Annotated in this window: 15 protein-coding genes; 7 read left to right on the top strand and 8 right to left on the bottom strand. The window is 60.6% G+C overall.

Going from position 1 to position 22772, the window contains the following annotated elements; all coding sequences use genetic code 11:
• Nucleotides 1–30: 30 nt before the first annotated feature.
• The 3 genes from ACQK2L_RS31505 to ACQK2L_RS31495 all read right to left on the bottom strand — a co-directional run bounded on the left by ACQK2L_RS31505 (nucleotide 31) and on the right by ACQK2L_RS31495 (nucleotide 3726).
• Nucleotides 31–1773, bottom strand: a complete 1743-nt coding sequence (locus ACQK2L_RS31505) for a CAP domain-containing protein (protein ID WP_425401031.1) — start codon at nucleotides 1771–1773, stop codon at nucleotides 31–33.
• Nucleotides 1774–1890: 117 nt separating this feature from the next.
• Entirely contained in the window at nucleotides 1891–3192 is a 1302-nt protein-coding gene (gene mtaB, locus ACQK2L_RS31500) for a tRNA (N(6)-L-threonylcarbamoyladenosine(37)-C(2))-methylthiotransferase MtaB (protein ID WP_425401030.1), read from the bottom strand.
• A 165-nt stretch (nucleotides 3193–3357) separates the two neighbouring features.
• Nucleotides 3358–3726: an ATP-dependent Clp protease adaptor ClpS gene (locus tag ACQK2L_RS31495; RefSeq protein ID WP_425401029.1), complete on the bottom strand. Its 369-nt coding sequence runs from the start codon at nucleotides 3724–3726 to the stop codon at nucleotides 3358–3360.
• Between the two features lie 141 nt (nucleotides 3727–3867).
• Here ACQK2L_RS31495 and serS point away from each other — a divergent pair, with 141 nt between their 5' ends.
• Nucleotides 3868–5163 (top strand): serine--tRNA ligase, encoded by a 1296-nt coding sequence (serS, locus tag ACQK2L_RS31490; RefSeq protein ID WP_425401028.1) that lies wholly within the window; start codon nucleotides 3868–3870, stop codon nucleotides 5161–5163.
• A 71-nt stretch (nucleotides 5164–5234) separates the two neighbouring features.
• Here serS and ACQK2L_RS31485 read toward each other — a convergent pair whose 3' ends face one another.
• Together ACQK2L_RS31485 and ACQK2L_RS31480 are read right to left on the bottom strand one after the other, a co-directional pair.
• Nucleotides 5235–5912 carry a hypothetical protein gene (locus ACQK2L_RS31485; RefSeq protein ID WP_425401027.1) on the bottom strand — a complete coding sequence of 226 codons (678 nt, stop codon included), beginning with the start codon at nucleotides 5910–5912 and terminating at the stop codon, nucleotides 5235–5237.
• Nucleotides 5909–6769, bottom strand: coding sequence for a TolB family protein (locus tag ACQK2L_RS31480; RefSeq protein ID WP_425401026.1), 861 nt, complete (start codon nucleotides 6767–6769; stop codon nucleotides 5909–5911). The genes ACQK2L_RS31485 and ACQK2L_RS31480 overlap by 4 nt, the downstream gene beginning before the upstream one ends.
• Here ACQK2L_RS31480 and ACQK2L_RS31475 point away from each other — a divergent pair.
• The 6 genes from ACQK2L_RS31475 (at nucleotide 6759) to ACQK2L_RS31450 (ending at nucleotide 13431) form a co-directional block, all read left to right on the top strand.
• Nucleotides 6759–6899, top strand: a complete 141-nt coding sequence (locus tag ACQK2L_RS31475; RefSeq protein ID WP_425401025.1) for a hypothetical protein — start codon at nucleotides 6759–6761, stop codon at nucleotides 6897–6899. The genes ACQK2L_RS31480 and ACQK2L_RS31475 overlap by 11 nt on opposite strands.
• Before the next feature lie 668 nt (nucleotides 6900–7567).
• Nucleotides 7568–8533 (top strand): carbohydrate kinase family protein, encoded by a 966-nt coding sequence (locus tag ACQK2L_RS31470; RefSeq protein ID WP_425401024.1) that lies wholly within the window; start codon nucleotides 7568–7570, stop codon nucleotides 8531–8533.
• 73 nt (nucleotides 8534–8606) lie between these two features.
• Nucleotides 8607–9695 carry a TIM barrel protein gene (locus tag ACQK2L_RS31465; protein ID WP_425401023.1) on the top strand — a complete coding sequence of 363 codons (1089 nt, stop codon included), beginning with the start codon at nucleotides 8607–8609 and terminating at the stop codon, nucleotides 9693–9695.
• Complete coding sequence (locus tag ACQK2L_RS31460) at nucleotides 9676–10773, top strand: hypothetical protein (protein WP_425401022.1); 1098 nt, start codon at nucleotides 9676–9678, stop codon at nucleotides 10771–10773. Before ACQK2L_RS31465 ends, ACQK2L_RS31460 begins: the two co-directional genes overlap by 20 nt.
• Nucleotides 10774–10853: 80 nt before the next feature.
• Nucleotides 10854–11990: a formylglycine-generating enzyme family protein gene (locus tag ACQK2L_RS31455; RefSeq protein WP_425401021.1), complete on the top strand. Its 1137-nt coding sequence runs from the start codon at nucleotides 10854–10856 to the stop codon at nucleotides 11988–11990.
• Between the two features lie 52 nt (nucleotides 11991–12042).
• Nucleotides 12043–13431 carry a Gfo/Idh/MocA family protein gene (locus ACQK2L_RS31450; protein WP_425401020.1) on the top strand — a complete coding sequence of 463 codons (1389 nt, stop codon included), beginning with the start codon at nucleotides 12043–12045 and terminating at the stop codon, nucleotides 13429–13431.
• A 14-nt stretch (nucleotides 13432–13445) separates the two neighbouring features.
• Here the strand turns inward: ACQK2L_RS31450 and ACQK2L_RS31445 are convergent, their stop codons facing one another.
• From ACQK2L_RS31445 to ACQK2L_RS31435, 3 genes are all read right to left on the bottom strand, one after another.
• Nucleotides 13446–15038 (bottom strand): protocadherin, encoded by a 1593-nt coding sequence (locus ACQK2L_RS31445; RefSeq protein ID WP_425401019.1) that lies wholly within the window; start codon nucleotides 15036–15038, stop codon nucleotides 13446–13448.
• A 90-nt stretch (nucleotides 15039–15128) separates the two neighbouring features.
• Nucleotides 15129–16046, bottom strand: a complete 918-nt coding sequence (locus tag ACQK2L_RS31440; protein WP_425401018.1) for a YybH family protein — start codon at nucleotides 16044–16046, stop codon at nucleotides 15129–15131.
• A gap of 266 nt (nucleotides 16047–16312) precedes the next feature.
• A complete protein-coding gene (locus ACQK2L_RS31435; protein ID WP_425401017.1) occupies nucleotides 16313–22738 on the bottom strand; it encodes a hypothetical protein in 6426 nt (2141 codons plus the stop codon).
• Nucleotides 22739–22772: the final 34 nt, after the last annotated feature.

The raw sequence follows: 22772 nt of genomic DNA, 5'->3' as shown, positions 1-22772 counted from the left end.
TCCGTGTGAACCGTTTGGAGTACGGCGGAACTATGCGGAGCGCCGTCGCAGTGAAACCACTCCGCCCACAGCCAGCAGGGTGAGCATCATGCCGGTTGGTTCGGGGATTGCCGTGGTGGCCCCGGGCTCGATGGTGGTGGCGCCGAGCCAGTTTCGCCACACCGTGTAATCGGCAAGGTTGACGAGCAGGTCGCCGTTGCCGTCGGCACGGAGGTCTTCGGTGGAGCCGAGCGTTTGCTTCCACAGCTCGTAGTCGGGCATGTCGACGATTCCGTTCTGATTGTAGTCGGCGGCCAGGTAGACTTGGCTGGTGGCCAGGTAGTCGACTTTTACGTTCTTGCCGCCCGACACCTCGGCCAGCATCGAGTAGTCGGCGAAGTCGCCGCCGGTGAATTCCACCAGGTACGAACCATCGCCATCGACGGGTATGGTATACGCCCCGGACGTGCTACTGATCGCGTAGTAGGCACTTTCGGCGATGTCGACACGGACGCCGCTGCGGCCTTCGCCAATGTCGTAGAAGTTGTTGCCGTTTAGATCCTCGAATACCACGCCGGTAATGAACGTCGCCTCGCCGGGGTAGCCGAAGTCCTGCGTGACAATCTGCGGGCCCACCGAGCCATTGGTGCCGTTCACCACGCCGACGCCAATCTCCTTAAACAGGTCGTTATGAATCGACAGCCGGTGCCCCGCCGGGTTTTGCATGCCCTCGCCAGCAAACGCGGGGTTGTAATTGGGGTCACCAGGATTGGAGACGTTGCCCCAGTCGACATCAAACCCAGCGTGGCCGCTGGTGACCGAATCGGCATACGCAAACACGTTCTCGCCATAGCTTGCCCAGTCGTATCCCACCGCATCGAGCCGATCGCCGGGGCCGTCGTTGAACATTAGCGGTGACGGAGGGTTCGCCGAGGAGTAGTGGCCTTGAAACTGGTTGTTGTACATGTCTTGCGAGTGGAGGCGCGCCGCTTCGATCATCTGCTCATTGAACGAGAGCGGCTGTGCCACCTGCTCGAACAATCCATTAGCAACCGACCACTCGAATTGGTCGACGATATCCTGCGTGTTGATGCGAAAGAAATTGTACGCACTGGTCACATCGGGATCGGTTTCGTTGGCCAGCCGGTTGGCTTCGACGATTGCATCCGCCCGCGCGCGGTTGATGTACTCCAGGTATTGTTGTTCGTGCGCCGTGGGATCGCCGATGCTGTATTGCTGTTTCTCGAGCTGCGAACCAATCTGAATGTCGTCGATGTTCCAGCCAATGTCATATTCCTCTTGTGGTACGAACACGGAGCCACCAGTGAAGTCGAGATAGAATCGAAACCTCACCGATTGGTTGGCGTAGGCGCTGAGATCGACGGTGCGGAGGTTGAACGTCCCTTCGCCAGCATTATTAGAGCCATATTGCGTATAGAGGTCGGTCGACCAACTCGAGCCTCCATTGGTAGAGAGTTGCACTTTGGCAACTTGTCCCGGTGTAGTCCAACTCATGCGGCTTTGGAAGAAGAGCTTCGTATCGGCCTGGGGAGTGATGTCCTGATCAATGACAAACCAGTTGTCATTGAACGAAGCATTGGCCAAGTGAAAAGCGTAATCGCCTTTGGCCACGTAGTTGGAGTGGATGAGGTCGTAGGTGCTCGACGTGCCATCGATGACGTAAGCCAGCCCGTTCTCGGCGCCCTCGGTCCACAGTGTCTCGGCATTCAGTGTAGCGGATGCAGAGAGAAGAATGCTCAGTGTGAGTGTAGAGATACTCCGTGCGCGATACATGGCCTAGCCTCCTCCCGGTGTTCCCTGAAAGTTCGTCGGCTTCGACGAAAGCGCCTACGTTATACGCGGAGCTACGCGGGTGTACCACCCAACTCCTGGAAACACGTGCTTTCGCCTCTAGATAGGCGAGCAAGCGCTGCTGGCATGCATCACTGCTTCACGAGCGAGAATTCGACCTTCGGCCACATCGCCTGCAGTGACATCGACGAACTGGCCTTCGTTGTCCGGTATCGTCTGCAGTTCTACCGGGGCGTATCGACAAGAAGTCCCCACGAACGACGCATCTCCTTCCATGCGGCTTTCTACCAGCACTTTGAGTTGCATCCCTGCGAGCGAAGCGAAGTACTCGTCGCGCAGTTCCGCTTCCACTTCCGCCAAGCGGTGCACGCGCTCTTGCTTCAGTGGCTTGGGCAACTGATCCGGCAGTGTGGCGGCGGGCGTGCCGCGGCGGGCGCTGAAGGGGAAGATGTGGATCTTCGAGAAGCCCACCTCGCGCGACACCTCGATCGTCTCTCGGAACTCCTGCTCCGTCTCGCCCGGGAAGCCCACAATGATGTCGGTGGTAATCGCCGGGCGGTCGAGTCGCTCCTTGAACATCCCGCAGCGATCCACGAACCTTTGGCTGCCCCAACGCCGACGCATCCGGCGGAGCACGCTGTCGCTGCCCGACTGCATGCTGATGTGCAGGTGAGGGCAGATCCGCTGCGGGTAGCTGGCCATCACGTCGAGCAGTTCGCGGGTCACTTCGGTGGCCTCGATGCTCGAGAGCCGCACGCGGAAGTCGCCGGGCAGTTCCGCCAACTCGACCAGCAGGTGCGCGAGCCGTGTCCACTCGCTCTTCGGCTTCAGGCGATTGAAGTCGACACCGTAGTGCCCGAGGTGAATGCCGGTGAGTACGACTTCGCGGTAACCGCCGTCGACCAGTCGCCGGACTTCGTCGACGATGTGCTCCATCGGCCGGCTGGTGAGTTGCGGGCGGACGTGGGGAATGATGCAGAAGCTACACCGCAGCAAACAGCCGTCCTGCACCTTGACGTACGCGCGGTGCCGTGAGCCAAAACCGCTGATGCCGGTCGGCACGTCGGTCACGCCAAAGCGTCCCAACAGGTCGGGCAGCTCGCGCTTATCGGTCAGCACTTCGGTAACGCCGGGCAGGGCTTTGATCTCGTCGGGCGCGCGAGTGGCGTAACAGCCCATCACCACGATCTTCGCCGCCGGGTTCTCCCGCGCCATCCGCCGAATGACCTGCCGGCTCTTCGAGTCCCCTTCGCCGGTCACCGTGCAGGTGTTGACGATACAAAGATCGGCCGCCTCGCCACCCACCGCATCTGCATACCCAATCGACTGCAGCCCTTCGCGCAGGTACTCCGTCTCGTACTGATTGACCTTGCAACCAAGTGTGTGGGTTTTGAGCTTCATACCGTAGAACGGAAGCGATTCCGTTTGTGAAAACTGCTAGTGGAGGCGATACTCACTAATTGTAGCCGGATTCGCAAGAATTCGGACGTGTTTGCCACGCTTCTGAACTCTTGCGAATCCAGCTACATCGAAATCGGCCAACGGAATGAATTCCGTTCTACGGGGTCAGTCAGCCGACTCGATGGTGGCCCACATGCTTCCCTTGCTGCCTTCGAGGTTGTCCTTGCCGTAGGCGTGGATCTGGTCGCGTTTCAGTTCGGCGTGCTCCTTGGTGGTGGTGAGCACGATGGCGCGGCCTTCTTCGTCGACTCCTTTGGCGATCTGCTCGCAGTCCTTCTTGGTGTGGCCGAACAGCTCCCGCAGCATCTTTTCCACGTAGTCGAAGGTGTGGTCGTCGGAATCCCACAGCACTACATGATATTTAGGCACCTCCCGCTCGGTCCGATGGGCTTTCCGCTCCTTCTTCGGGGCCACGACGGTGGACGTGTCGCCGTCGTCGGGCTGCTCGGTGTCTTCGAAGGGGATGTCGTCCATGCTGGGTCCTGACTGGGGGAAGCCGCTGCGGTATTTGACCCGCGGTGGTGAAATACGTATTCCCCGAGTATATTATGTCGCTCGGTGTGCGACCATCCGCCGCCGCTTGTGTTCCGCCCTAATCGCTATCAGCAAGCAGCCATGCTCGACCCTCGGTTCATTCTCGAAAACGTGGAATTAGTCCAGGAGAACTGCGACATTCGCGGCGTAAAGGCCGATGTCGCCCGGTACGCGAAGCTCGAAACCGAGCGTCGCGCCCTGCAACAGGAGGTCGAGGAACTCTCGCGCCAGGCGAACCAGGTAAGCCCGAAGATCGGCAAAGCAAAGGACGAGGCAGAGCGAGAAGCGCTCAAAGAACAGGGACGCTCGCTTCGGCAACAAAAAGATGCCAAGCAAACAGAGATCGAGCGCGTCGTCGCCGAGGCCGGCGCGATCTACAGCCACATCCCAAATCTCACGCACCCCGAGTCGCCACGTGGCGGTGAGGAAGACAGTCGCGAACTGCGCCGCGGTGCGGTGGAAGTTCGGCCCATGCGGTTTCCCATTCAGGATCATGTGGAACTGGGCGAACAGCACAAGCTGATCGATCTGGAGGGCGGAGCGCGAATTGCCGGGCATGGGTTTTACTTCCTCGAGAACGAAGCGGTGCTGTTGGAGCTCGCACTGCAGCAGTTCGCCGTGGAGTATTTGTACAAGGAAGGCTTCAAGCCGATGATCACGCCCGACCTGGCGCGGGGCGACATCGTGCAGGGCGTGGGCTTTGTGCCGCGCGGGCCGGAGACGCAGATCTACAGCATCGAGAACTTCGACCTCAACCTGGTGGCCACCGCCGAGATCACATTGGGCGGCTTGTACGCCGGGCAGGTGATCGACGAGGAAGAGCTGCCCATCAAGCTGTGCGGCATCAGCCACTGTTATCGCACCGAAGCCGGCGCGGCGGGTCGCGCGTCGCGCGGGCTGTATCGCGTGCATCAGTTCACCAAGATCGAGATGTTTGCCTTCACCACGCCCGAGCAGAGTGAAGACATGCACAACTACTTCCTCGACCTGGAGTGCAACCTATTCGACGAACTCGGCATCCCTTACAAGGTGATCGACATCGCCACTGGCGACCTGGGCGGACCGGCGTATCGCAAGTTCGACCTCGAAGCGTGGATGCCCGGCCGCGGCAACGGCGGCGAGTATGGCGAAGTCACCAGCACCTCGAACTGCACCGACTACCAGGCCCGCCGGCTGGATGTTCGCTACAAGAAGAAGGGCGAGAAGGGCACCCACTTCGTCCACACCCTCAACGGCACCGCCATCGCGGTGAGCCGCGCGTTAATCGCGATTCTCGAAAACTGCCAACAGCCCGACGGCTCGATCCTGGTGCCCGAAGTGCTACAGAAGTGGGTGGGCAAAGAGCGAATCGGCGGAGCGAGCTCCGACGACGAGTAGAACCGACCTAGTGTTGGGGCATTGTCATTCTGAGGGAGCCTAAGCGACCGAAGGGTCTACGTCGCCACGGCTTACCGCGCGCTGTAGATCACTTCACAATCAGGACGCTTCTGGCGGAAGGCGGCGACGCCTTCTTCGGTGACGTTGGTCCAACGGATGAACAGTTTTTCGAGCGACTGGTTGGCGGCCAAGGCTTCCAGGCCCTCGTCGCCTACGTCGGCGCCGGTGAGCAATAGCGTGTGCAGGTGTGGGAACTGTGCAGCCGCGTGCATCGAGGCGTCGGTCACGCGTGTGTAACGCAGGGATAGTTTCCGCACACTCTCGCCGGGCATGAGTGCGGCTACAGTCCGATCGTCGATCCCAGCGCCGTCCAGTTTCAGCACTTCGACGAAGGGCAAGCGTCCCAGGTGTTCTCGCAGGTCGTCGGGAATCTCCGATTGGTGCAGTTCGACCTGTTCGGCCAACACAAAGCTCCCGTCGCCCAGGAATGTCTCGACCATCCACTGTTGCCAGGCGGGACCTACCGCGTTCCGCTCGCTCACCTGGCCTTCGAGTTTCCGAATCCGTGCAACGGCCGCTTGCTGCTGGCGATAGGGATCGATGTACACACTCCAGGCGGCCAGGAAGACGCACGCCAGTGTGGTGAATACTAGCAGCCACTTGATGCCGAACCGCGGCAAGAACCGCCAGCGGCGAGAGCGCTGTGGCCGCGTGTCCTGCGTCTGCGTGTCGACGCTCGTGTCGGTCATGGATCCGGTAGGTTGCTGGTGCCGCTGCACACAATCCACTTTCCATCGGGCGACCAAGCAGGGCAGTGGCCTTTCCACTTGGTGCCACTACCCGGCAGAAGTTCGGGCTCCTTGTCCTCAAACGGATCGAGGTAGACCAGGGCTTTCGGTTTCTTCTCACTCCCCACGCGTTGCTCGGCCACAATGCGTTTGCCATCGGGCGACCAGGTCGACCACTTGCTCACCAAGTCGGGCCATTTCCATCTGGTGCGGTACCTGCCCGCTTCGTCCTTCATGGCGACTCCCACGCCGGGTCCACTACGTGCAGCAAAGCAGAACCCGTTGCCGGTGGGCGAAACACTGTATCCCCAGTGAAAGCTCTCGCCACGCGCCGCAACGATGTCTTGTTTGCCAGTGCGAAGGTCAAATCGACGGATGCCTTGTGTGCTGCAAGTGAAGATGCCGGTTCCTTCGGGATCGAACCAGGGAGCGCCCCATTGGTCGAACACCGCTTCGCGACCGGTGCCATCGACGTCGAGCACGACGATTTGGTTTGGCGAATAGGTGTGGCAGACGATTTGTTTACTGTCGGGTGAGAACTTCGGCATCGCTCCCTCGCCGACCGTCGTCCATTTGCCGGTCTCCAGGTCGTAGACGCCCACCTTGGAGTCGTGCAGATCCTCTTTGGGTCCCCAGGTGTCGAAGGTGATCTTCTTGCCATCGGGCGACCAGTGGCAGGAGCCCATGGTTCGACCCGGTTCGCGGATCAGGAGTTTCATCTCGCCCTCGCCGACCGGCACCAGGAACAACTCACCCGCCATTGCGGAGTTCGACGCGGCCATCGTTGTCAGAATCGCGGCAATCAGAATGCTTCGCATTGCTAAGCCCTCCATTCGTTTGGGTAGCGACGAACAGGTCGCTGGCAAGAACTGCCCGGCAAGCAGCCAAGAAGATGAGAAGTACGCTTCAACCATTCGCATGATTTGCCCTCCCGTGACGATCGGTTGATTTCACCCGAATATACCCGCGCGCCATGGCCAGGGCCAACTACGTTGGGAATGGGGAGTGAACGCTGGTTGAACGCACGCGTGTGTGTTCTCAGTAGATGCAACGCCTGTTGAAAACGCACAAAAAGTCGATTTAATAGGTGAGTGGAAGTATGTTCATATTCCGCGGGGCGGTGACTGGGTCGGCCAGGCGAACTGCATGGACTATGCGGGTGGCGTTGACCTATCTCTCGTTCACCCTTGGGAGTTTTGTCCCACCTGCGGGAAACCGGGGCCCAAAACTCGGGAGGCTATCGGAGTAGAGATCCTTGTAACTTGTTTTTGAGAAACGATTTACGGACTTGCCGGGCTTCGGCTTAACTGGGGTTTTGGGCCCATGGATCGTGTTATTCCAATCGGGCCTGGGGCAAAACTCGTAAGTGGCTTTTGCGTAAGGCTTTACGGAATTGGGTTTTGCCCCGCCTGGGACAAAACGAGCACCACGTACCAATGGGTGCGATTTGATACAGATTACTCATCTGGACCGTTCGGAGAGCCGTCGTGCACGCACAATAGCATTAGTGCCTGAGCAGATGTTGGTAGCACGCGGGCGTGATCTCGGCGATGCTTCTGGAGTAGCTTTTCGCGCGGTAGCGCGCTCCTCTTGCTGGAAGAGACAGTTTGATCGCCGTGGACCGAGAATTTGACGTCACGATCTGTGGCACGGCGGTTGTGGACGTGGTCGTTCAACCAGTCGACTTGGACGCGCCCATTGGCCCCGATCGATTGTTTCCAACCAAACCACTTACCGTGCACCCAGGCGGCATTGTGGCTAACACCGGAGCGGCCATGAGCCGCTACGGGATGCGCGTGGCGGCAATGACGCTCGTGGGAAGTGATGAATTCGGGGATTTGCTTCTCGAGCGTCTGCGCCGCTTGGACATCAATACCAACGCGGTCGAACGTGGCGAGCAGGCGACGAGCACATCGGCGGTGTTGGTCGATACGGCTGGGCAGCGGTCGTTTGGTCACCATGTGGGAGCGCTGGAGAAACTCGACGCCGACCTGTTCCTGCGGCATGAGCGATTGCTAACGCAGTCGCGGATGTTGCTGGTCGGTTACCTGTCGCTGCTACCGGAGCTTCAGCCGCGACTGCCTGAGGTGTTGCAGCTCGCGCGGGATCGTGGTTGCATGACTGTTGTGGAAGCGGCTGGCAGCGGGAGCGACCCGGAAGTCGTGAAGGCGTGTCTTCCGTTGGTGGATTGCTACTTCCCCAGCCATCAAGAAGCCATACAAGAAACAGGGGAGAGCGAACCCGAACGGATTCTCTCGGCCTATCGCGACTTTGGTTGCCAAGGTGTGCTAGGCGTGAAGCTCGGAGCCGATGGAGCGATGGTGAGCAAAGAGCCTGGAAAGTCGGCGTGGATCGAGCCGGTGACGCCGCCCGGCAAGGTTGTCGACACGACCGGCGCAGGCGATTGTTTTTTGGGGGCTTTCCTGACGGGATTGCTCCGCGGAATGGAATGCGAAGATGCCGGCAGGCTGGCAGCCGCGGCCGGCGCAGGGTGTGTGACGTGTTATGGAGCACAGGGCGGACTGTTCGACTTGGACGAGACTTGTCGCATGGCAGGCGTCGAGCCGCTTGTGGCTCATTAGCAAATTACTCCCGCCAACCATGTCCACACAACACGAACTACTTAAACGCTTGAAACCACGTTAGCAATTGAATATGAGCACAGCATCCGATTACCGCTTTTCGTTTGGTCCCTGGAACATTCACGAAGGCGCCGATCCCTTCGGCCCGCCGGTCCGCCCCACGGTGGAGTTTCGCCGCAAGCTCGATGTGTACAAGCAGCTTGGCTTCGACGCCGTGCAGTTGCACGACGACGACGCCGTGACGGGGCTCGACAACAAGACCTGGAACACGGTGCAACAGGAAGCCAAAGAGCTGCGCGCGGCGCTCGACTCGGCGGGTCTAGTGGCGGAGTTCGTCGCCCCCCGTTTGTGGGAAGACGAGCGTGGCGTCGATGGCGGCTATACTGCGAACGACGCCGGTTGTCGGCAATGGGCCATCGAGCGCTCGAAGAAGGCAATCGACATTGCCCATCTGATGGGCACCGACCTGATCGTGCTGTGGCTCGCTCGCGAGGGAACCTATCTGCGAGAGTCGAAGTGTGCCGCGCAGGCGTACAATTACATCATCGACGCGATCAACGAGATGCTGGACTACAATCCGTGGGTCCGAATCGCGATTGAACCGAAGCCGAACGAACCAATGGACCAGGCCTACGTGCCGACCATTGGCCACGCCTTGGCAATCGCCGAGCGGACTTCGGCTCCGCATCGCGTGGGCGGGTTGATCGAAACGGCCCACGCTCAACTCGCTGGCCTGGATGCGTCGGACGAAATGGCGTTCGCGCTCGGGGCGGGCAAGCTGTGGAGCGTGCACCTCAACGACCAGAACGGCTTGAAATACGATCAGGATAAGAGTTTCGGCAGTGTCGACCTGCGTGGAGCGTTCAATCAGGTTCGCGTGCTCGAATCGGCCCAATACAGTGAGACAGGTTGTTATATTGGACTGGATGTGAAAGCCATGCGAACCGAGCGCGGTCCCATGGCTTATCGTCACCTGGCCAACAGCAAGGCTACGTTTGAGATGCTGGTTGAGAAGGCTCGCTCCTTCCCCGAGGAGCAGGCGAGCGAGCTGATCAAGTCGCGAGACTACGAGTCGCTCGATCAACTGGTCATCTCGCACTTGCTCGGCCAACCAGTGAGCACGAAGCAAAAGAGTCATTGCAATGCCACCCAAGTCGCTTGATACGAAACTAGAAACGCTGCAAAGCGACAACTCCAGCGACTGCTTCATTCTGGCAGATGCCAAAGACGCCGACATGGCGTTCGGCCTGAGTGCTTGCGGCGAGCGTTGGCCTCAGCAGCCGGGCGAGTCGGCCTATCGCAGTCTGCAGGAGTACGAAGCGATCATTCGCGGGATCGTCGAGCAGGGACTGGTCGACATCATGCTCGTGAGCGCCCGGACGGCCGATCGGTTGGCTCGCGTCGAGCGGTTGTTCGACGGCACAGCGGTCACGCCGGCGATTCGCAGCAACGATACGACCGACATCTGGCTGGCCGGCAAGGACTACAGTTACGCGTCGGAGCCATCGCTGCCGTTTGCTACCGCGAGTATCACCCACGCTTTGTACGGAACGATTGCGCCAGCGGAAGACTCGGCGAAGTGCGTCGACCTGGGTTTGTACTCGATGACACTGAACCACGACGTGGCCCGCGATCGCGCCAGTCTGCTCGCCTATCGGGAGTTTCGTCACGAAGCCGAGCGGGCTGGGTTCCGACACTTCCTCGAGGTGTTCCCGCCGAATGCACCGCACGACCTGAAACAGAAAGAGTACGCCCCGTTCATCGCCGACAGCATCGTTCGGTTGCTGGCGGGAGTGACCGAATCGGAGCGGCCGCAGTTCTTGAAGATCCCGTACTTGGGGCGCCGACTGACATCCGCTTTGTGCGAGTTCGACAACACGATGGTGGTGGGCATCATGGGAGGATCGTCGGGCACCACGCACGACGCATTTCACCTGTTGGCCGAAGCCAGGAAGAGCGGTGTGCGAGCCGCGCTGTTCGGCCGGAAGATCAATCGCGCTGAGGACCAACTGCTGTTTATTCAGCACCTGCGATGGGTGGCCGACGCCGAGACATCGGCCAGCGAAGCGGTGCGTAGTTACCACAGCGAGTTGCAGAAACAAGGCATTCAGCCGAGGCTCGCGGTGGACGACGACCTGCAGCTCACTTCGGCCAGCGAAGGGCTGGCAGATTCGACCTCAGCGGATGAGTTGGCGTCGTATTCTTCGAGCAGCCCGATTACCGAAAAGGTGGCCCAATAATTGCAAATCGGAGTGTTCGACGTAACGTCTCGGCAGATTTTGGTATTTATCCTTTGTGGGAGTCTTTCACGCAGACACGAATGAATAGGCGAACTCCAACACGACTTCAGAACGTCCTGAAGAGCGTCGGCTCTCTTCGGTGGTTCGCTATCCTTGCAGCGTGTTTTGTCTGCGCACCTATCGGTGCACCCGTCTGTGCTAAGGAGCCCGCTGCGAAGACCGACTCGCCCGACAACTTGCAGTTGCTGCAGCGGATCCACGCGAAGATCGTGAAGACGGCCGAAGAGAACAAGGAGTCGGGCGACTACACCGCGGCGATACCACAGACCGGCGTGGAGTACACGATGAAGGCCATCCCGGGTGGCACGTTCACCATGGGTAGCCCCGAGGGTGAGGCCGACCGCCAGGAGAACGAAGGCCCCGCGGTGGAGGTGAAAGTCTCTCCGTTCTGGATGGGCAAGTGCGAGGTGACATGGGACGAGTACGAACCGTTTATGGTGTCGCACGTAGAACGTAAGAAGAACGGCGCGCGCAAGGACTACGATCCGGCGAAGCACACGATGGTCGACGCGGTCAGCGCGCCGACTCCGCCCTACATGGAGATGAGCTTCGGCATGGGCCAGTCGGGCTACCCGGCGATTAGCATGACGCAGCACGCGGCCAGCAAGTATTGCCAGTGGCTCAGCGCGCAGACGGGGCACTTTTATCGGTTGCCCACCGAAGCGGAATGGGAATACGCCTGCCGAGCGGGCAGTTCCACGGCCTACTCGTATGGCGACGATGCGTCGCAGCTGGAGGATCATGCGTGGTTCTTCGACAACAGCGATCAGTACGAGAAGGTCGGCACCAAGAAGCCCAACGCTTGGGGGCTGCACAACATGCACGGCAACGTGATGGAGTGGACCGCCGACCAATATGTGGAAGACTACTTTGAGCAGATACGCGACAACCCGGTCGATCCCTTCCTGCGTCCCACGAAGCTCTACCCCCGCAGCGTGCGCGGGGGTGGATGGGAGGACGACGCGGAGCAACTGCGCTCGGCGTACCGCCGCGGCTCGGATTCGTCGTGGAAGATGCAGGATCCACAGCTACCCAAGAGCATCTGGTACCACACCGACGCGCTGGCGTTGGGTTTTCGGATTGTTCGACCCAAGAAAGTTCCAACCGTGGAGGAGATGGATGCCTTCTGGAACAGCGCCAGTGGACTGATTCGTTAAACGACCTTCGAATACGATCGATACGTTATTCCAACCATCAGGCGAGGATGAAATGAAGAACGATACTTCGCACAACACCACACGGCGGGGATTCTTGCAAGCGGCGAGCGCGGCATCGTTGCTGGCGGCAGCGCCTCGCGGTGTGTTCGCTCAAGCCGGCACCGAGGCTGGCATTCGCGTGGCCCTGGTGGGTTGCGGTGGGCGAGGCACAGGCGCCGCGTTCGATGCGATGAACGTCGCGCGCGTGCCGATGAAGCTGGTGGCCATGGCCGACGTGTTTTCCGATCGCATGAAAACCAGCCACGACACGCTCACCCAGTTTCTGGCCGAAACGCCGGAGAAAATGGACGTGCCCGAAGACCGCAAGTTTATCGGCTTCGACGCCTATCGCCAGGCGATGGACCAACTGCGGCCGGGCGACATCGTGATTCTGGCCACCCCGCTGGCGTTTCGCGTGCCGCACTTTCAATACGCCATCGATCGCGGCTTGAACGTGTTCATGGAGAAACCATTAACGGCCGACGGACCCACTTCGAAGAAGATGCTCGAGTTGGCCAAGCAGGCGGACGAGAAGAACCTGAAGTGCGGTGTCGGCCTGATGGTCCGTCATTGCCGAGGCCGGCAGGAACTTCACAAGCGCATCGCCGACGGCGAAATCGGCGACCTGATCCTCATGCGTGGCTATCGAATGCATGGCCCGGTGGTTACCTGCTTCTCGACTCGCAATCCAGGGGAACGCTCGGAGCTGATGTGGCAGATCGAGCGATTCCACAGCTTCATCTGGTCGAGCGGCGGGTTGTTCAGCGACTTCAACATCCATCAGATCGACGAGTTGTGCTGGATGAAGAACGCCTGGCCGGTGAAGGCTATGGGAATCGGTGGGCGCCACTACCGTGGAGACTACATCGATCAGAACTTCGATACTTATACGGTCGAGTACACGTTTGACGATGGAGCCAAGCTGTACTTTGATACGCGAATCATGCTGGGATGCAAGAACGATATGTCGAGCATTGCCCAAGGCAGCAAGGGTTCGGCCATTGTCAGCAATTCGGGCCACTCGCCGGGCAAGGTGCGCACATTCAGCTCGCAGAACCAGGACCGCAAGAGCTTGATTTGGAAGTACCCCCAGCCGGAAGCCAATCCGTATCAACTGGAATGGGACGACTTGGTGGACGCCATCGTCGACGACACCTCCTACAACGAAGTGCCGCGCGGCGTCACGGCGAGCGTCGTGACCAGCATGGGCCGCATGTCCGCCCACACGGGGCAGGAAGTGACTTACGACCAGATGCTCAATAGCAAGATCGAACTGGCGCCCGACGTGGCGAGCTTCACCGCGGATGGTCCGGCGCCGGTGCTGCCCAACGCCGAAGGAAGGTACCCTGTGCCGCAGCCGGGAATCGTGCGCGACGCGGAGTACAAAATGCAGAGCACGTAGCGTCGACGCCGAGTTTACTCGGGCGTTGACGGTGCGTTGGCGCTGCCTTTGTCCTTCTGCTCCAGCCGCACCAGCAGTAGCTGCTCGGTTTGGTCGTCGCCCAGGTGCACCAGCACTGGAGTCTCGTCCTTGGTGAGATTGTAGATGCCGGTTTCGAAGACGGTCTTGGAGTCGTCGCCAACGGTCCAAGCTGCCCGCTGGGTCTTCTTGTCAACCGCACCATGAACGACCTCGTTGGAGTTCTCCTTCAGGTTGGACATGTTGCCGCGCAGGACGCCTTGCTTGTCGACCGCAAGCTGCAGGATGAGATTGGCCGACTTCTGTCCGGTACTGGTTAGCGCGAACACGCCGAGCGGCATCCACTGTTCGTTGCTGGCGTCGCCGGCGCCGCTGTCGGCGATTTGTTGTGCTTGTTGGTAGTACTGCGCCGAAGTGCCGACGTCCTGCCCGTTGACGTAGATGGAGTTGTTTTGATAGACGACGTTGTCGCCGTAGTTGTAGTACACCGGCTGGCTGGGGTAACCGAGCCACACGCCGAGTGTTGGCCACGGGCAGTAGATCCAGGGATTGCCGTACGCCCACACCGGCGGGTACCAGGCGCCGGGATAGCGGCGATACCAGCCCGGCGTGAAGATGTAGTAGTTGTTGAAGTTGCGTCGAATCACCACCGCATTATTGTGGATGACCCAGGGCGACCACGGTTGGAATGGATGGTCGCCGGCGCGAATCGAGTCGTACAGGCGGCTCAGAGGCTTTTGCGTTTCGCCCGGTATGAAGTTCTTAAAGGGACCATCGCCAGCTTTCACGTTGTCGTACAACTGGCTTAACTTGCTTTGCGTCTCGCCGGGGATGAAGTTCTTGAAGGGGCCATCGCCCTGGCGGGCTTCGTCGTACAGCTGACTCAGCTTGCTTTGTGTTTCGCCAGAGATATTGTTGCCCCGCGGTCCATCACCCGCTTTCACGTCGTCGTACAGTTGGCTGAGTCGACTTTGCGTCTCGCCCGATAGGTTCTTGTTGCGTGGCCCATCCCCCGATCGGGCGTTGGCGTAGGCCTGGCTGAGTCGCGACTGGGTCTCGCCCGACAGGTTGTGCATTCCGTTATCGGACGGTAGACCAAGGAAGTTGGCCACTTGGCTCCTGGTCGGTGCGCCGTCAGGGCCCAGCCCACCACCCGCGGCTGCGCGATTGGCGAGTGCCGCGCCTGCACCGCCCCCACCGCCGAGTCCAGCGGCACGTAGCTCCGAAGCGATGTCGGATCCGCGACCCCCCGGCCCGGCGCCGGATGGATCAAGATTGCCGAGTCGACCACCGCCTGCGGCTGCAGCTCGGTCGGCCAACTGGCCGCCACCCAAGCCACCGCCACCCAGTGGTCCACCACCAACTCCGGGACCAAGGCCTCGGCCTTCCAGACCGCCCAGTCCGCCGCCACCGAGACCAGCGCCGCCCAAGCCAGCGCCACCTAGTCCTCCGCCACCTAAGCCCGCACCTCCAAGCCCACCACCTCCCAGTCCTCCACCTCCAAGTCCACCCATGCGGCCACCGCCGCCGAAGCCTCCTCCGCCGTGGCCTCCAAGTCCGCGCCCATCGGCGGAAGGTGAACACAACACGAGCGCAGTCGTGAGAGACAAAGCAGAAGCACAAGTCAGTATTTGGCGCATTGGGATGTCCCTTGCGTGTGAGAACGGTGTCTGTCCCGATCAGTTATTGGAAGCAGCAGCGTCGGTCTTCTTCAGCACGACCTCATCGGGCGCGGCGAGTGCGGTGCCGCCAGCCGAACGCTGCGTCGATCGCCAGCCCAGGGCGTCGTCGAGCAGTGGGGCCCAGAAGTCCACCGAAGTCGTGGGGATGCCCTCGGCGGTCACGCCTTGGTTGCGTACGATCCACCCGTCGTCCAGGGCCTTCCATCGTCCCACGTTGCGAGCACCATCGCCGGAGAACGTCCAGGACGTAACCTGTCCGGTGGACGTATCCCAGCCAATGATTTCCGTCGAGGCAGTCTCCGTACCGTTCCGTGTAACCACAAACCGACGTTCCAAGTAGGTCTTGTTGGGATTCCACTGGCCGGTCAATTCGATCCGGGCGCCGTTGTGCTCGGCTGCCCACTCTCCCACCAACAGTTCCAGGTGAACCAGGCGGTCGTAGTTCGATGGAATGTCGACACGCGTGTCGCGGACGCTATCCAGCAGCCACTTGCCATTGTCTTGCTTGACGTGCACCGCCACATACTTGCTCGACGCCGGAGCGCCCAACGGTGGCGGCGTGATCTTAGCGGCGCCCACTTCCACGGCCACGTTGGGGGCTACTTGGCGAACCGAATCGATCGTGATCTCGATCTCCGCGCCGTCGTGGCTGTCGAAGAACTGCTGGTGCACCGCTTGAATGGCCTCGCGACCTTCGTGCACCGCGCCCGTTTCGTCGACGTAAACACCGCTGGGCGTCCACAGCTTGGCAATCGCCTTGGCGTTCTCTTTCTTGAAGGCCGTGGTAAACCTCTTCGCCGATTGATTGATGGCTGCAGTAGCGTCGGGAGATTCCTGCTTATCCTGCGCGACCGCAGGCGCTACCAGTAAGTAGATCACCAGCGACTGGAGGCAGTAGCGCGGACGTATGGCCATAGTCCACCCCAACGATAATCTGCGCGCCATGTTCTCACTCCAGTGAATTTAGGAGTCGTTGTTCCGGTAAGACAGCACAAAGAGTCGCGACCCGGCGAAAGCGATTGCGCGGGCGGGCAACGTTCCTCAAGTTTACCGTGTCATCGCGAAAGTGCCAGCGAAAAGGGAAAAGTAGGCGCACACCCTAAAAAACGCGTGATCTGAGCGAAATGTGACGCTGCGACTGCGCGCATGGTCCTGAATCGGAGCCCTGACTCGAATGGCGATCATCGTTGTGGTGGCTTCGCTGTTTTTACCACGGCTCCATGGTCGGGACTCATCACCAGCACGGCGAACTCGCTCACGTTTCCGATGTCGTCGGTGTTGAGGCTCGTGTAGTCGAACTTACCACGCAGGTCGGTATAGCCATCCTTGAAGAAACGCGTGCCCTCAGGCGTGCGGGCGTAGACCTTCACATAGACCTTCGATAGCGGCTTGTTCAACTTGGCATCGCGAACTTGAAGTCGTCCGTACTGCTCAACCAGTTGCACCTTCAGGTTGTTGGCGTAGTACGCCTGGGCGGTGCGGCGGCCGGAGCCGAGCACTTCGACCAGCACGTTTCTGCCGGAGAATTCTTCGGGGATGTCCACTGAGTGCGTCTCGCTGCCCTTGGGCAACTCCACGACATCGCTGCGGTTGGGCTTGATCACACCAAAACGATCCGCCTCGCTCTCGACGAACGGGTTCGAGCTGAACAAGAACTCGACATCCATTTCGTAGTAGTTGATCGTCACCTGTTCGAGGTTTTGGTACGTGATCCTGACCTTGCCGCTTTCGACCTTCGTTGCGAGCGCGGGCTCGGTGGAGGCCAGTTCGTCTTGCGCGGTTTCGCGTTGGTCTTCGTCGCGTCCGCTCTCAGCGACCTGGCCGCCGCGGATTTCGTCGACCTGCGAGAGCACGCCGGCGAAGCGTTCTTGCCACTTGTCGACGGGATAGTCGGCGTAGCGTTTGGCAATCTCCTCCGCCTGGTCGGGCTGCTCGCGATAGAACGCGACGTAACAACGCAAGTAGTCCATCTGCAGGGCCGTGGGCAGTTTTTCGGCATCGACACTGTCGAACCAACTCAGGCCCTCGGCAATCCGATCCTGCAGGAACAGGTAGTACACCACGTCGAGCTTGTCTTCCTCGGTCAGCTCGGCCTTGTAACGCAGTACGTTCATCAACCGGTGATACTGGTTGCGGAACGCGGTGTTGACGATCCGGCGATCACGCCCCAGGCGGTGAGCGCGGGCGTTGACCAGCGGACTGTACTCCAGGTGCTGAATCCAATGCCGCTCCACGGGGTCGACCGTGACCAACGTGCAGTCGATCAGGTCGCCAAAGCGGTGCAGGAAATCGTCGTTTGTCCGCAAGTACTGCTGAATGCGATCGAGTTTGTTGTGGTAGACCGAGTAGCTCCACAGCACGGGATTGTAAACGTGCCGCTTGGAGAGCAGGTTGAGCGTGTTGGTGAAGAAGTCGACGTCGCGCATCCGCCATGCGATGCGGCTGAGATCGATGCGCTCGATGTTGTTCTGCTCGAGGAAGTTAGTCACCTCGGCGGGCGTGCCCCATTGCGAGAGGTACTCCCACGAGGCCGTATCGATGCGGCTGAGCTGCTTGACCACATGGAACGTGAACGGCTCGGCCCAGGCGGCCAGAGCTTCGTCGCGTGCGACTTGCACCGGGTAGTGAGCGTAGTCGCCGGTGCGGGGGAAGTAGAAGTAGTACTCCAGCTTCTGCGTGGCGTAAGGGCCAAGCTGCACCGCCATGCTCTGGGTTGGCTTGCTGCCCAGCACCGGCATGGCCTTCTCTGGAATCTGCACCAGGATGTCGAGCTTCTGCGTCGCCGAAGTGGGGTTCGTGACCACCACCTGGCACCCGTACACGACGCCGGGCAGGAATTCTTCGGTCACGTACTTGTCGCGTTTTTCGCCATCGACTTGTTCGTAACGATCGCCGTGGCGGAAGAAATTCTGGCCCACCAGCACGGGCGTCTTGTCGTCGCTGATTGGTGCTTCTTGGATCTGCTTGTGGAACACAATGGTCGGCGAGGCGGCCTTCAACGTCAGCGCGGCGGCATCCGTGGTGATCTCCGGCTCGTCGGCCTTGATGGGAAGGTCGAGCACCGCCAGGGCGAGCATCATCTCGCTGAAGTTCGAGGTCGGTGCGGCCACGTTCTTCGAGAGGAACGGACCATCCGGGTTGTCGGCCAGGTGCGCGGCGTAGTCGCGCCAAAAGGCGTTGATCGCGATGCGGTCCGCCAGTTGCTGCTCGATGGGAATGTGGTAGTAGTTGTTCTCGGCCCATTCCTTCACGGCTGGCATCTTGCGATAGAAGCCACGCACGTTCTGGCGACGCTCGAGATCACGCGCTTCGCCCGCTATTCGACCGAACCCGGCACCACCACCGCCAAAGTAGCCGTAGTCCATATAGGACCTTCGTACCGCTTTCAGTTCCTTCGATTTCTCCCTCGCCAGACGCCGATAGGACTCTTCGCCCTCGGCCTCTAACTCGGCCAACTTGTCGCGAGACATCGGCCTCTTGGCAACCGGCGGGGGTGCCGATCTTGACGCCGGGACAGACGGTCTACCGGCAACTGCGCCCCGGGCGTTGCCCGACTCGAAGCGACTGACCGCACCGTCGGCGAAGAAGTCGGACCGTTCGTCACTGAGTGTCGCCAATTTGTGATTGAGCAGTCCAGACTTCTTGTCGAGTGAGAGCGACCGGCCACGCAGCGACGTAAGAAACTCGTTCTCGACGGCCGCTGGGTCGGGCGGAAGCTGGGCGAACAGGTCGGCCAGGTGACGCTTCGTGGAGGCAAGCTCTTCGCCGCCCAGGCGGTCGGCCAGCAGCACGCGCTCGGCCATGTTCAAGCGACTGTACCGCCACGGATCCAAGTAGCCGCTCACGTCGTCGTCCAGCAAGTAGTGATCGAGGAATGTTTTGTCCTTCTTGTTCTTCAGGTAAGGCAAGATCACTGCAGCAAAGAACTCGGGGTCCTTGCGACTCAGGTAGAAGCTCAGTTCGTGCGACGCGTACTTCGAGTACTTAGCATGCTGGGCGTCGTCGTCCAGCGAATCCCAGTCGAGCACGAAGGCGAATTCGGCCAGGGGCGAGTTGCTCGAGCGGGTCATGTACAAGCTGTAAACCGACGCCAGGGTGTCGTACTCCTGCATTTCGGCGGCGCGAACATCGGCAATGTTGAGCTGCTCGCCGGTGTTGAGCAGCGAAACTTCCTTCTGCTCGGTGAAGTGCTTCGCCAAATCCAGCGTCTTGGCCAGACGGAGGTCGCGGAATTTGGCGCCGGCGTCGGCCAGCGAAACGTGGCGGAACACCATGTCCAAGGGCCCAACCGCCACGATGTGTACATCCTGGCGGTCGCTCAGTTGCTCCTTGGGGATGCGAATGTTGCCGTCGTCGTCCGGCGTGAGGTTCGCGAGCACCACGCCAGCGTTCTTCAGGAAGTCGAGGTTCGACGGATCATCGAGCTGGTGTTGCGCCGCTTGTTGTTGGGCCTCGGCCATCTCTTCCGCAGCCGGTGCTCCGCCCGATTCGTCGTCGTACTCGCCACCCGTGGCAGCCTGTTGCTTGCCCGTATCGGTGTCGCGAAGCTCCCATGGATTCAACAGTAGCCCCGGCCGCTCGAGCATGTTCCCGGGGAACGTTGGTTGATCGCGGCGGTCGAGGATGTACCGATACTCATCGCCAATGTCGCGGCCACTGAGGTAGATGTTGCGGAACGTCGGCCGGGTGATCGCGACGATGGGCGGATCATAGGCAGGGCCGAGTGCCCCGTGCAGCGGGAAGGCCGGTTTGAACCGCGCCACGAGCACGTGAACCCGTGTGCCATCTTCGGCGTTGGCCAGCTTGACCAGGAGATCGCCGTTGTCGTCGGCCACCGCGGTGATTTGCAGCGGAAGCTGGTGGGCGGTCTCGAGGATGCGGCGTTTGCCAGCGGCGAAGCGTCCGACCATCTTGCCGGCCGCGATGCGAATCGGAATCACGCGATTCTCGTGCTTGATCTTCAAGCTGTAGTCGCCTGCCGCGAGGTCTTTGATCAGCAGGAAGCCGCCAGCGAGCGACAGCTTATCGAATTGGTCGGTGGTGAAGGTGCCACCGCGCACTGCGAGGAGCGAATATTGGTCGCGAGAGAGTTCGGGCGCGCCGATGTGTGGCACGTGCAGCGTTTCGCCTTCTACCGCTTGCAGCACCGCGGGGCGGCTATGGGCATCTTCGCCAGCAGCGATGTCCCATGATATCTCGTTGGTGCCATCGGCCGAGGCCGTCACGCGCACGATGCCAGGCAGCATTCCCAGGTCGATGCGGCCTGCTTCGTCCGACTTGAGCGACAGGCCATGCGCGCCGTTGAAATCGCGATGATGGAACACGAATCGCACTGCGCGGTCCGAAAGTCGCTCGCCATTCTTGCCGAGCACTTCCACGACCGCGTGCCCGTCCATGCGACTGAGGTGCAGTTCGAAAGTCGGGTCGGCCTTGTCGATGCCATTGACGCTACGCGTGGCATTGCTCGACAGCGTGATCTTGTTGCCGGTGCTCACCTGTTCGACCTGCGCATCCAGCCGGAACGTGAGCGATGCCAGCCGCGGCGGCACGGCGAACCGGTACTCGCTTTCCTTGTCGGCTTGGAGTTCGAAGTCCGGCACCTCGGCCGTGGTGCTGACCCCGTCGAGATTCGTGGACGTGATGGTGAGCTTCACCTGCTCGAGTAACTTCAGCGGCGCCGCGACTCCGTTCACGCGAAAGTCGGGGCGGATCAATAGCGTTGCTTCGCCCCCCACGCGCAGCGCTTCGCGATCGACAAAGAACCCGACATCCAGCGAGTAGACCTCCGCAGGATGTTGGAAATGAGCGAGCGAGGCGAAGCCATCGGGCGTGCGAAGGATGATCGGCCGCCGCCCGGGCTGCGTGGAGTAGGGAATGGTGATGCCGCCGTTTTCGTCGGCTTTGTACTCGCGGCCGGCAAGCCAGGCCGTGGCGTCGGGCACGGGCTCGTCGTTTTCGTCGAGAATCGACAGCACCGTGCCGGCCACGCCCTGACGCGAAAGGAAGTGCAGACCGCCTTTGCGCACTAGCGCGCGACTGCTGCGGCCGCCGCCTATGAGCTCGATCATCCACACGCCGCGCTTGTCGGTGAGTTCGGGGAAAGTGAACTCGCGACGCACACGGAGGAAAGGTGTTTCGTTGTACTCGTACTGCTGCTGCGACCCCGCCACCAGCCCGTCCAGGGGGAGTCCCGTGCTGACTTCCCGCTGCGTGGCGAGATAGACATTAAAGGCGTTCACTTCGTAGACCTTCACCAGCAACTTGTCGACGTTCTTGATGTCGACCGCCAAGGTCACCTCATCGTCGACGTCGAACTGCCGCGGGTTGGTCACCGCCAGGTCGATATCGACGCGATCCTTCAACTGCTGGTAGGCCGAGGGCGAGAGCATCGACGCCCATCGCTCGGGATCCGCCGCGCCGGATACGATCTTGGCTTCGGCCATGATCGGCTTGACGTAGGTGTTGCGAATCCACTCGGTCCAAGGTGCGACATCGTCCTGGTCGACCAGGAAGTGCAGCAGGTACTCGCGGACCAGCGCGGTGTCGTCGCCCACCGGGCGGCAACGCGTGGCTGCGGAGAAATCCTGGCCCAGGTTCACGTGGAATCGGCGCACCGGATCGCTCTGCAGGTACCTGGGCTGCATGTACGGCATCGGCCGCGGCAGCTTGACGTACGTTTCGAACAGCGCGCGATCGTACTCGCCGGCTTTTCGCTGATGGTCGAGCAGCGCGTAAAGAATGTTGGCCTTCAGCGAATTGTGGGCCGGCGGCAGATCTTTGACATACGCCCACATCCGCTCCAAGTACTGCTGGCGGACTTCCGGGTTATTGGGATCGGCGTCGGCGCTCGGTGCGAGCTTTGTCAGGTAGGCGTAGATGAAGTTGCTGTTGGTGCGGAGATCGGGCTTGAGATCGACCAATGCGTCCAACTGCGACTGCAGCAAGTTGCGATGGATGTTGAATTCGCCAAAGCCGCGGCTCTCCTTGGTGCGGAGGTCGGCGACCACCAACTCGACGAGGTTGTCGTAGTCGGGACGGTCCAGCCGCGACAACAGTGCTCGGCGGCGGCCGGAAGTAAGCTCGACGCCGCCGTCGCGGAGCAGCCAATCGAGCGCCGAATCCTGCAAGCCATTCAGGTTGTCTTGGCGAGCGGTCGCCCGCTGGAGGTACGCCTTGCGGCTGATTAACTCCGGATCGAGTGCGGTGGGCAGGTTCGGCTTCTGGCCGGGCTCGGGGCTTCGCTGATGGGAGAAATGGACACCGAGTTCGTTGCGCAGCCACTCGAGCGTGGCCTTGGGATCGCTATCGTAAGCTAGCAGCCGCTCGCGACGATCGATCAGGTTCCGGAGTTCCGACGACTTCACTCTCTTTCGCCACTTGTCGAGCAGCGAGGCAAGTTGCTTGGTCTGGCCGGTGTTCTGATAGTGCAGCGCATGGTAGAAGTAGTACTCCTCCGTGCCCGGGATCAACTGCCCGAGAACCTCCGTCCTGTCCTTCGCCAACGCGAACGTTTCGACGTACTCGATTTCATCGTCGGCGGGTGCGGGAGCGGTGGGAGTAAGGCAAGCCAGGGCGGTGAGGAGAAGAAGCGAGGATGAGCGTTTCATGAGAGTGATCTCTTAGATTCAAACGTGCTGCGGC

This window comes from Aeoliella sp. (genome assembly GCF_965227375.1).
In the GTDB taxonomy this organism is placed as follows: domain Bacteria; phylum Planctomycetota; class Planctomycetia; order Pirellulales; family Lacipirellulaceae; genus Aeoliella.
The sequence above is the reverse complement of the archived record's forward strand: the minus strand, read 5'-3'. Positions and strand labels throughout refer to the sequence as shown.

What these genes read in the sequence shown, in the direction of transcription:
- ACQK2L_RS31505 (WP_425401031.1), bottom strand. Translation starts at nt 1,773, where the DNA reads ATGTATCGCGCACGGAGTATCTCTACACTCACACTGAGCATTCTTCTC.
- mtaB (WP_425401030.1), bottom strand. Translation starts at nt 3,192, where the DNA reads ATGAAGCTCAAAACCCACACACTTGGTTGCAAGGTCAATCAGTACGAG.
- ACQK2L_RS31495 (WP_425401029.1), bottom strand. Translation starts at nt 3,726, where the DNA reads ATGGACGACATCCCCTTCGAAGACACCGAGCAGCCCGACGACGGCGAC.
- serS (WP_425401028.1), top strand. Translation starts at nt 3,868, where the DNA reads ATGCTCGACCCTCGGTTCATTCTCGAAAACGTGGAATTAGTCCAGGAG.
- ACQK2L_RS31485 (WP_425401027.1), bottom strand. Translation starts at nt 5,912, where the DNA reads ATGACCGACACGAGCGTCGACACGCAGACGCAGGACACGCGGCCACAG.
- ACQK2L_RS31475 (WP_425401025.1), top strand. Translation starts at nt 6,759, where the DNA reads ATGCTTCGCATTGCTAAGCCCTCCATTCGTTTGGGTAGCGACGAACAG.
- ACQK2L_RS31480 (WP_425401026.1), bottom strand. Translation starts at nt 6,769, where the DNA reads ATGCGAAGCATTCTGATTGCCGCGATTCTGACAACGATGGCCGCGTCG.
- ACQK2L_RS31465 (WP_425401023.1), top strand. Translation starts at nt 8,607, where the DNA reads ATGAGCACAGCATCCGATTACCGCTTTTCGTTTGGTCCCTGGAACATT.
- ACQK2L_RS31460 (WP_425401022.1), top strand. Translation starts at nt 9,676, where the DNA reads ATGCCACCCAAGTCGCTTGATACGAAACTAGAAACGCTGCAAAGCGAC.
- ACQK2L_RS31455 (WP_425401021.1), top strand. Translation starts at nt 10,854, where the DNA reads ATGAATAGGCGAACTCCAACACGACTTCAGAACGTCCTGAAGAGCGTC.
- ACQK2L_RS31450 (WP_425401020.1), top strand. Translation starts at nt 12,043, where the DNA reads ATGAAGAACGATACTTCGCACAACACCACACGGCGGGGATTCTTGCAA.
- ACQK2L_RS31440 (WP_425401018.1), bottom strand. Translation starts at nt 16,046, where the DNA reads ATGGCCATACGTCCGCGCTACTGCCTCCAGTCGCTGGTGATCTACTTA.
- ACQK2L_RS31435 (WP_425401017.1), bottom strand. Translation starts at nt 22,738, where the DNA reads ATGAAACGCTCATCCTCGCTTCTTCTCCTCACCGCCCTGGCTTGCCTT.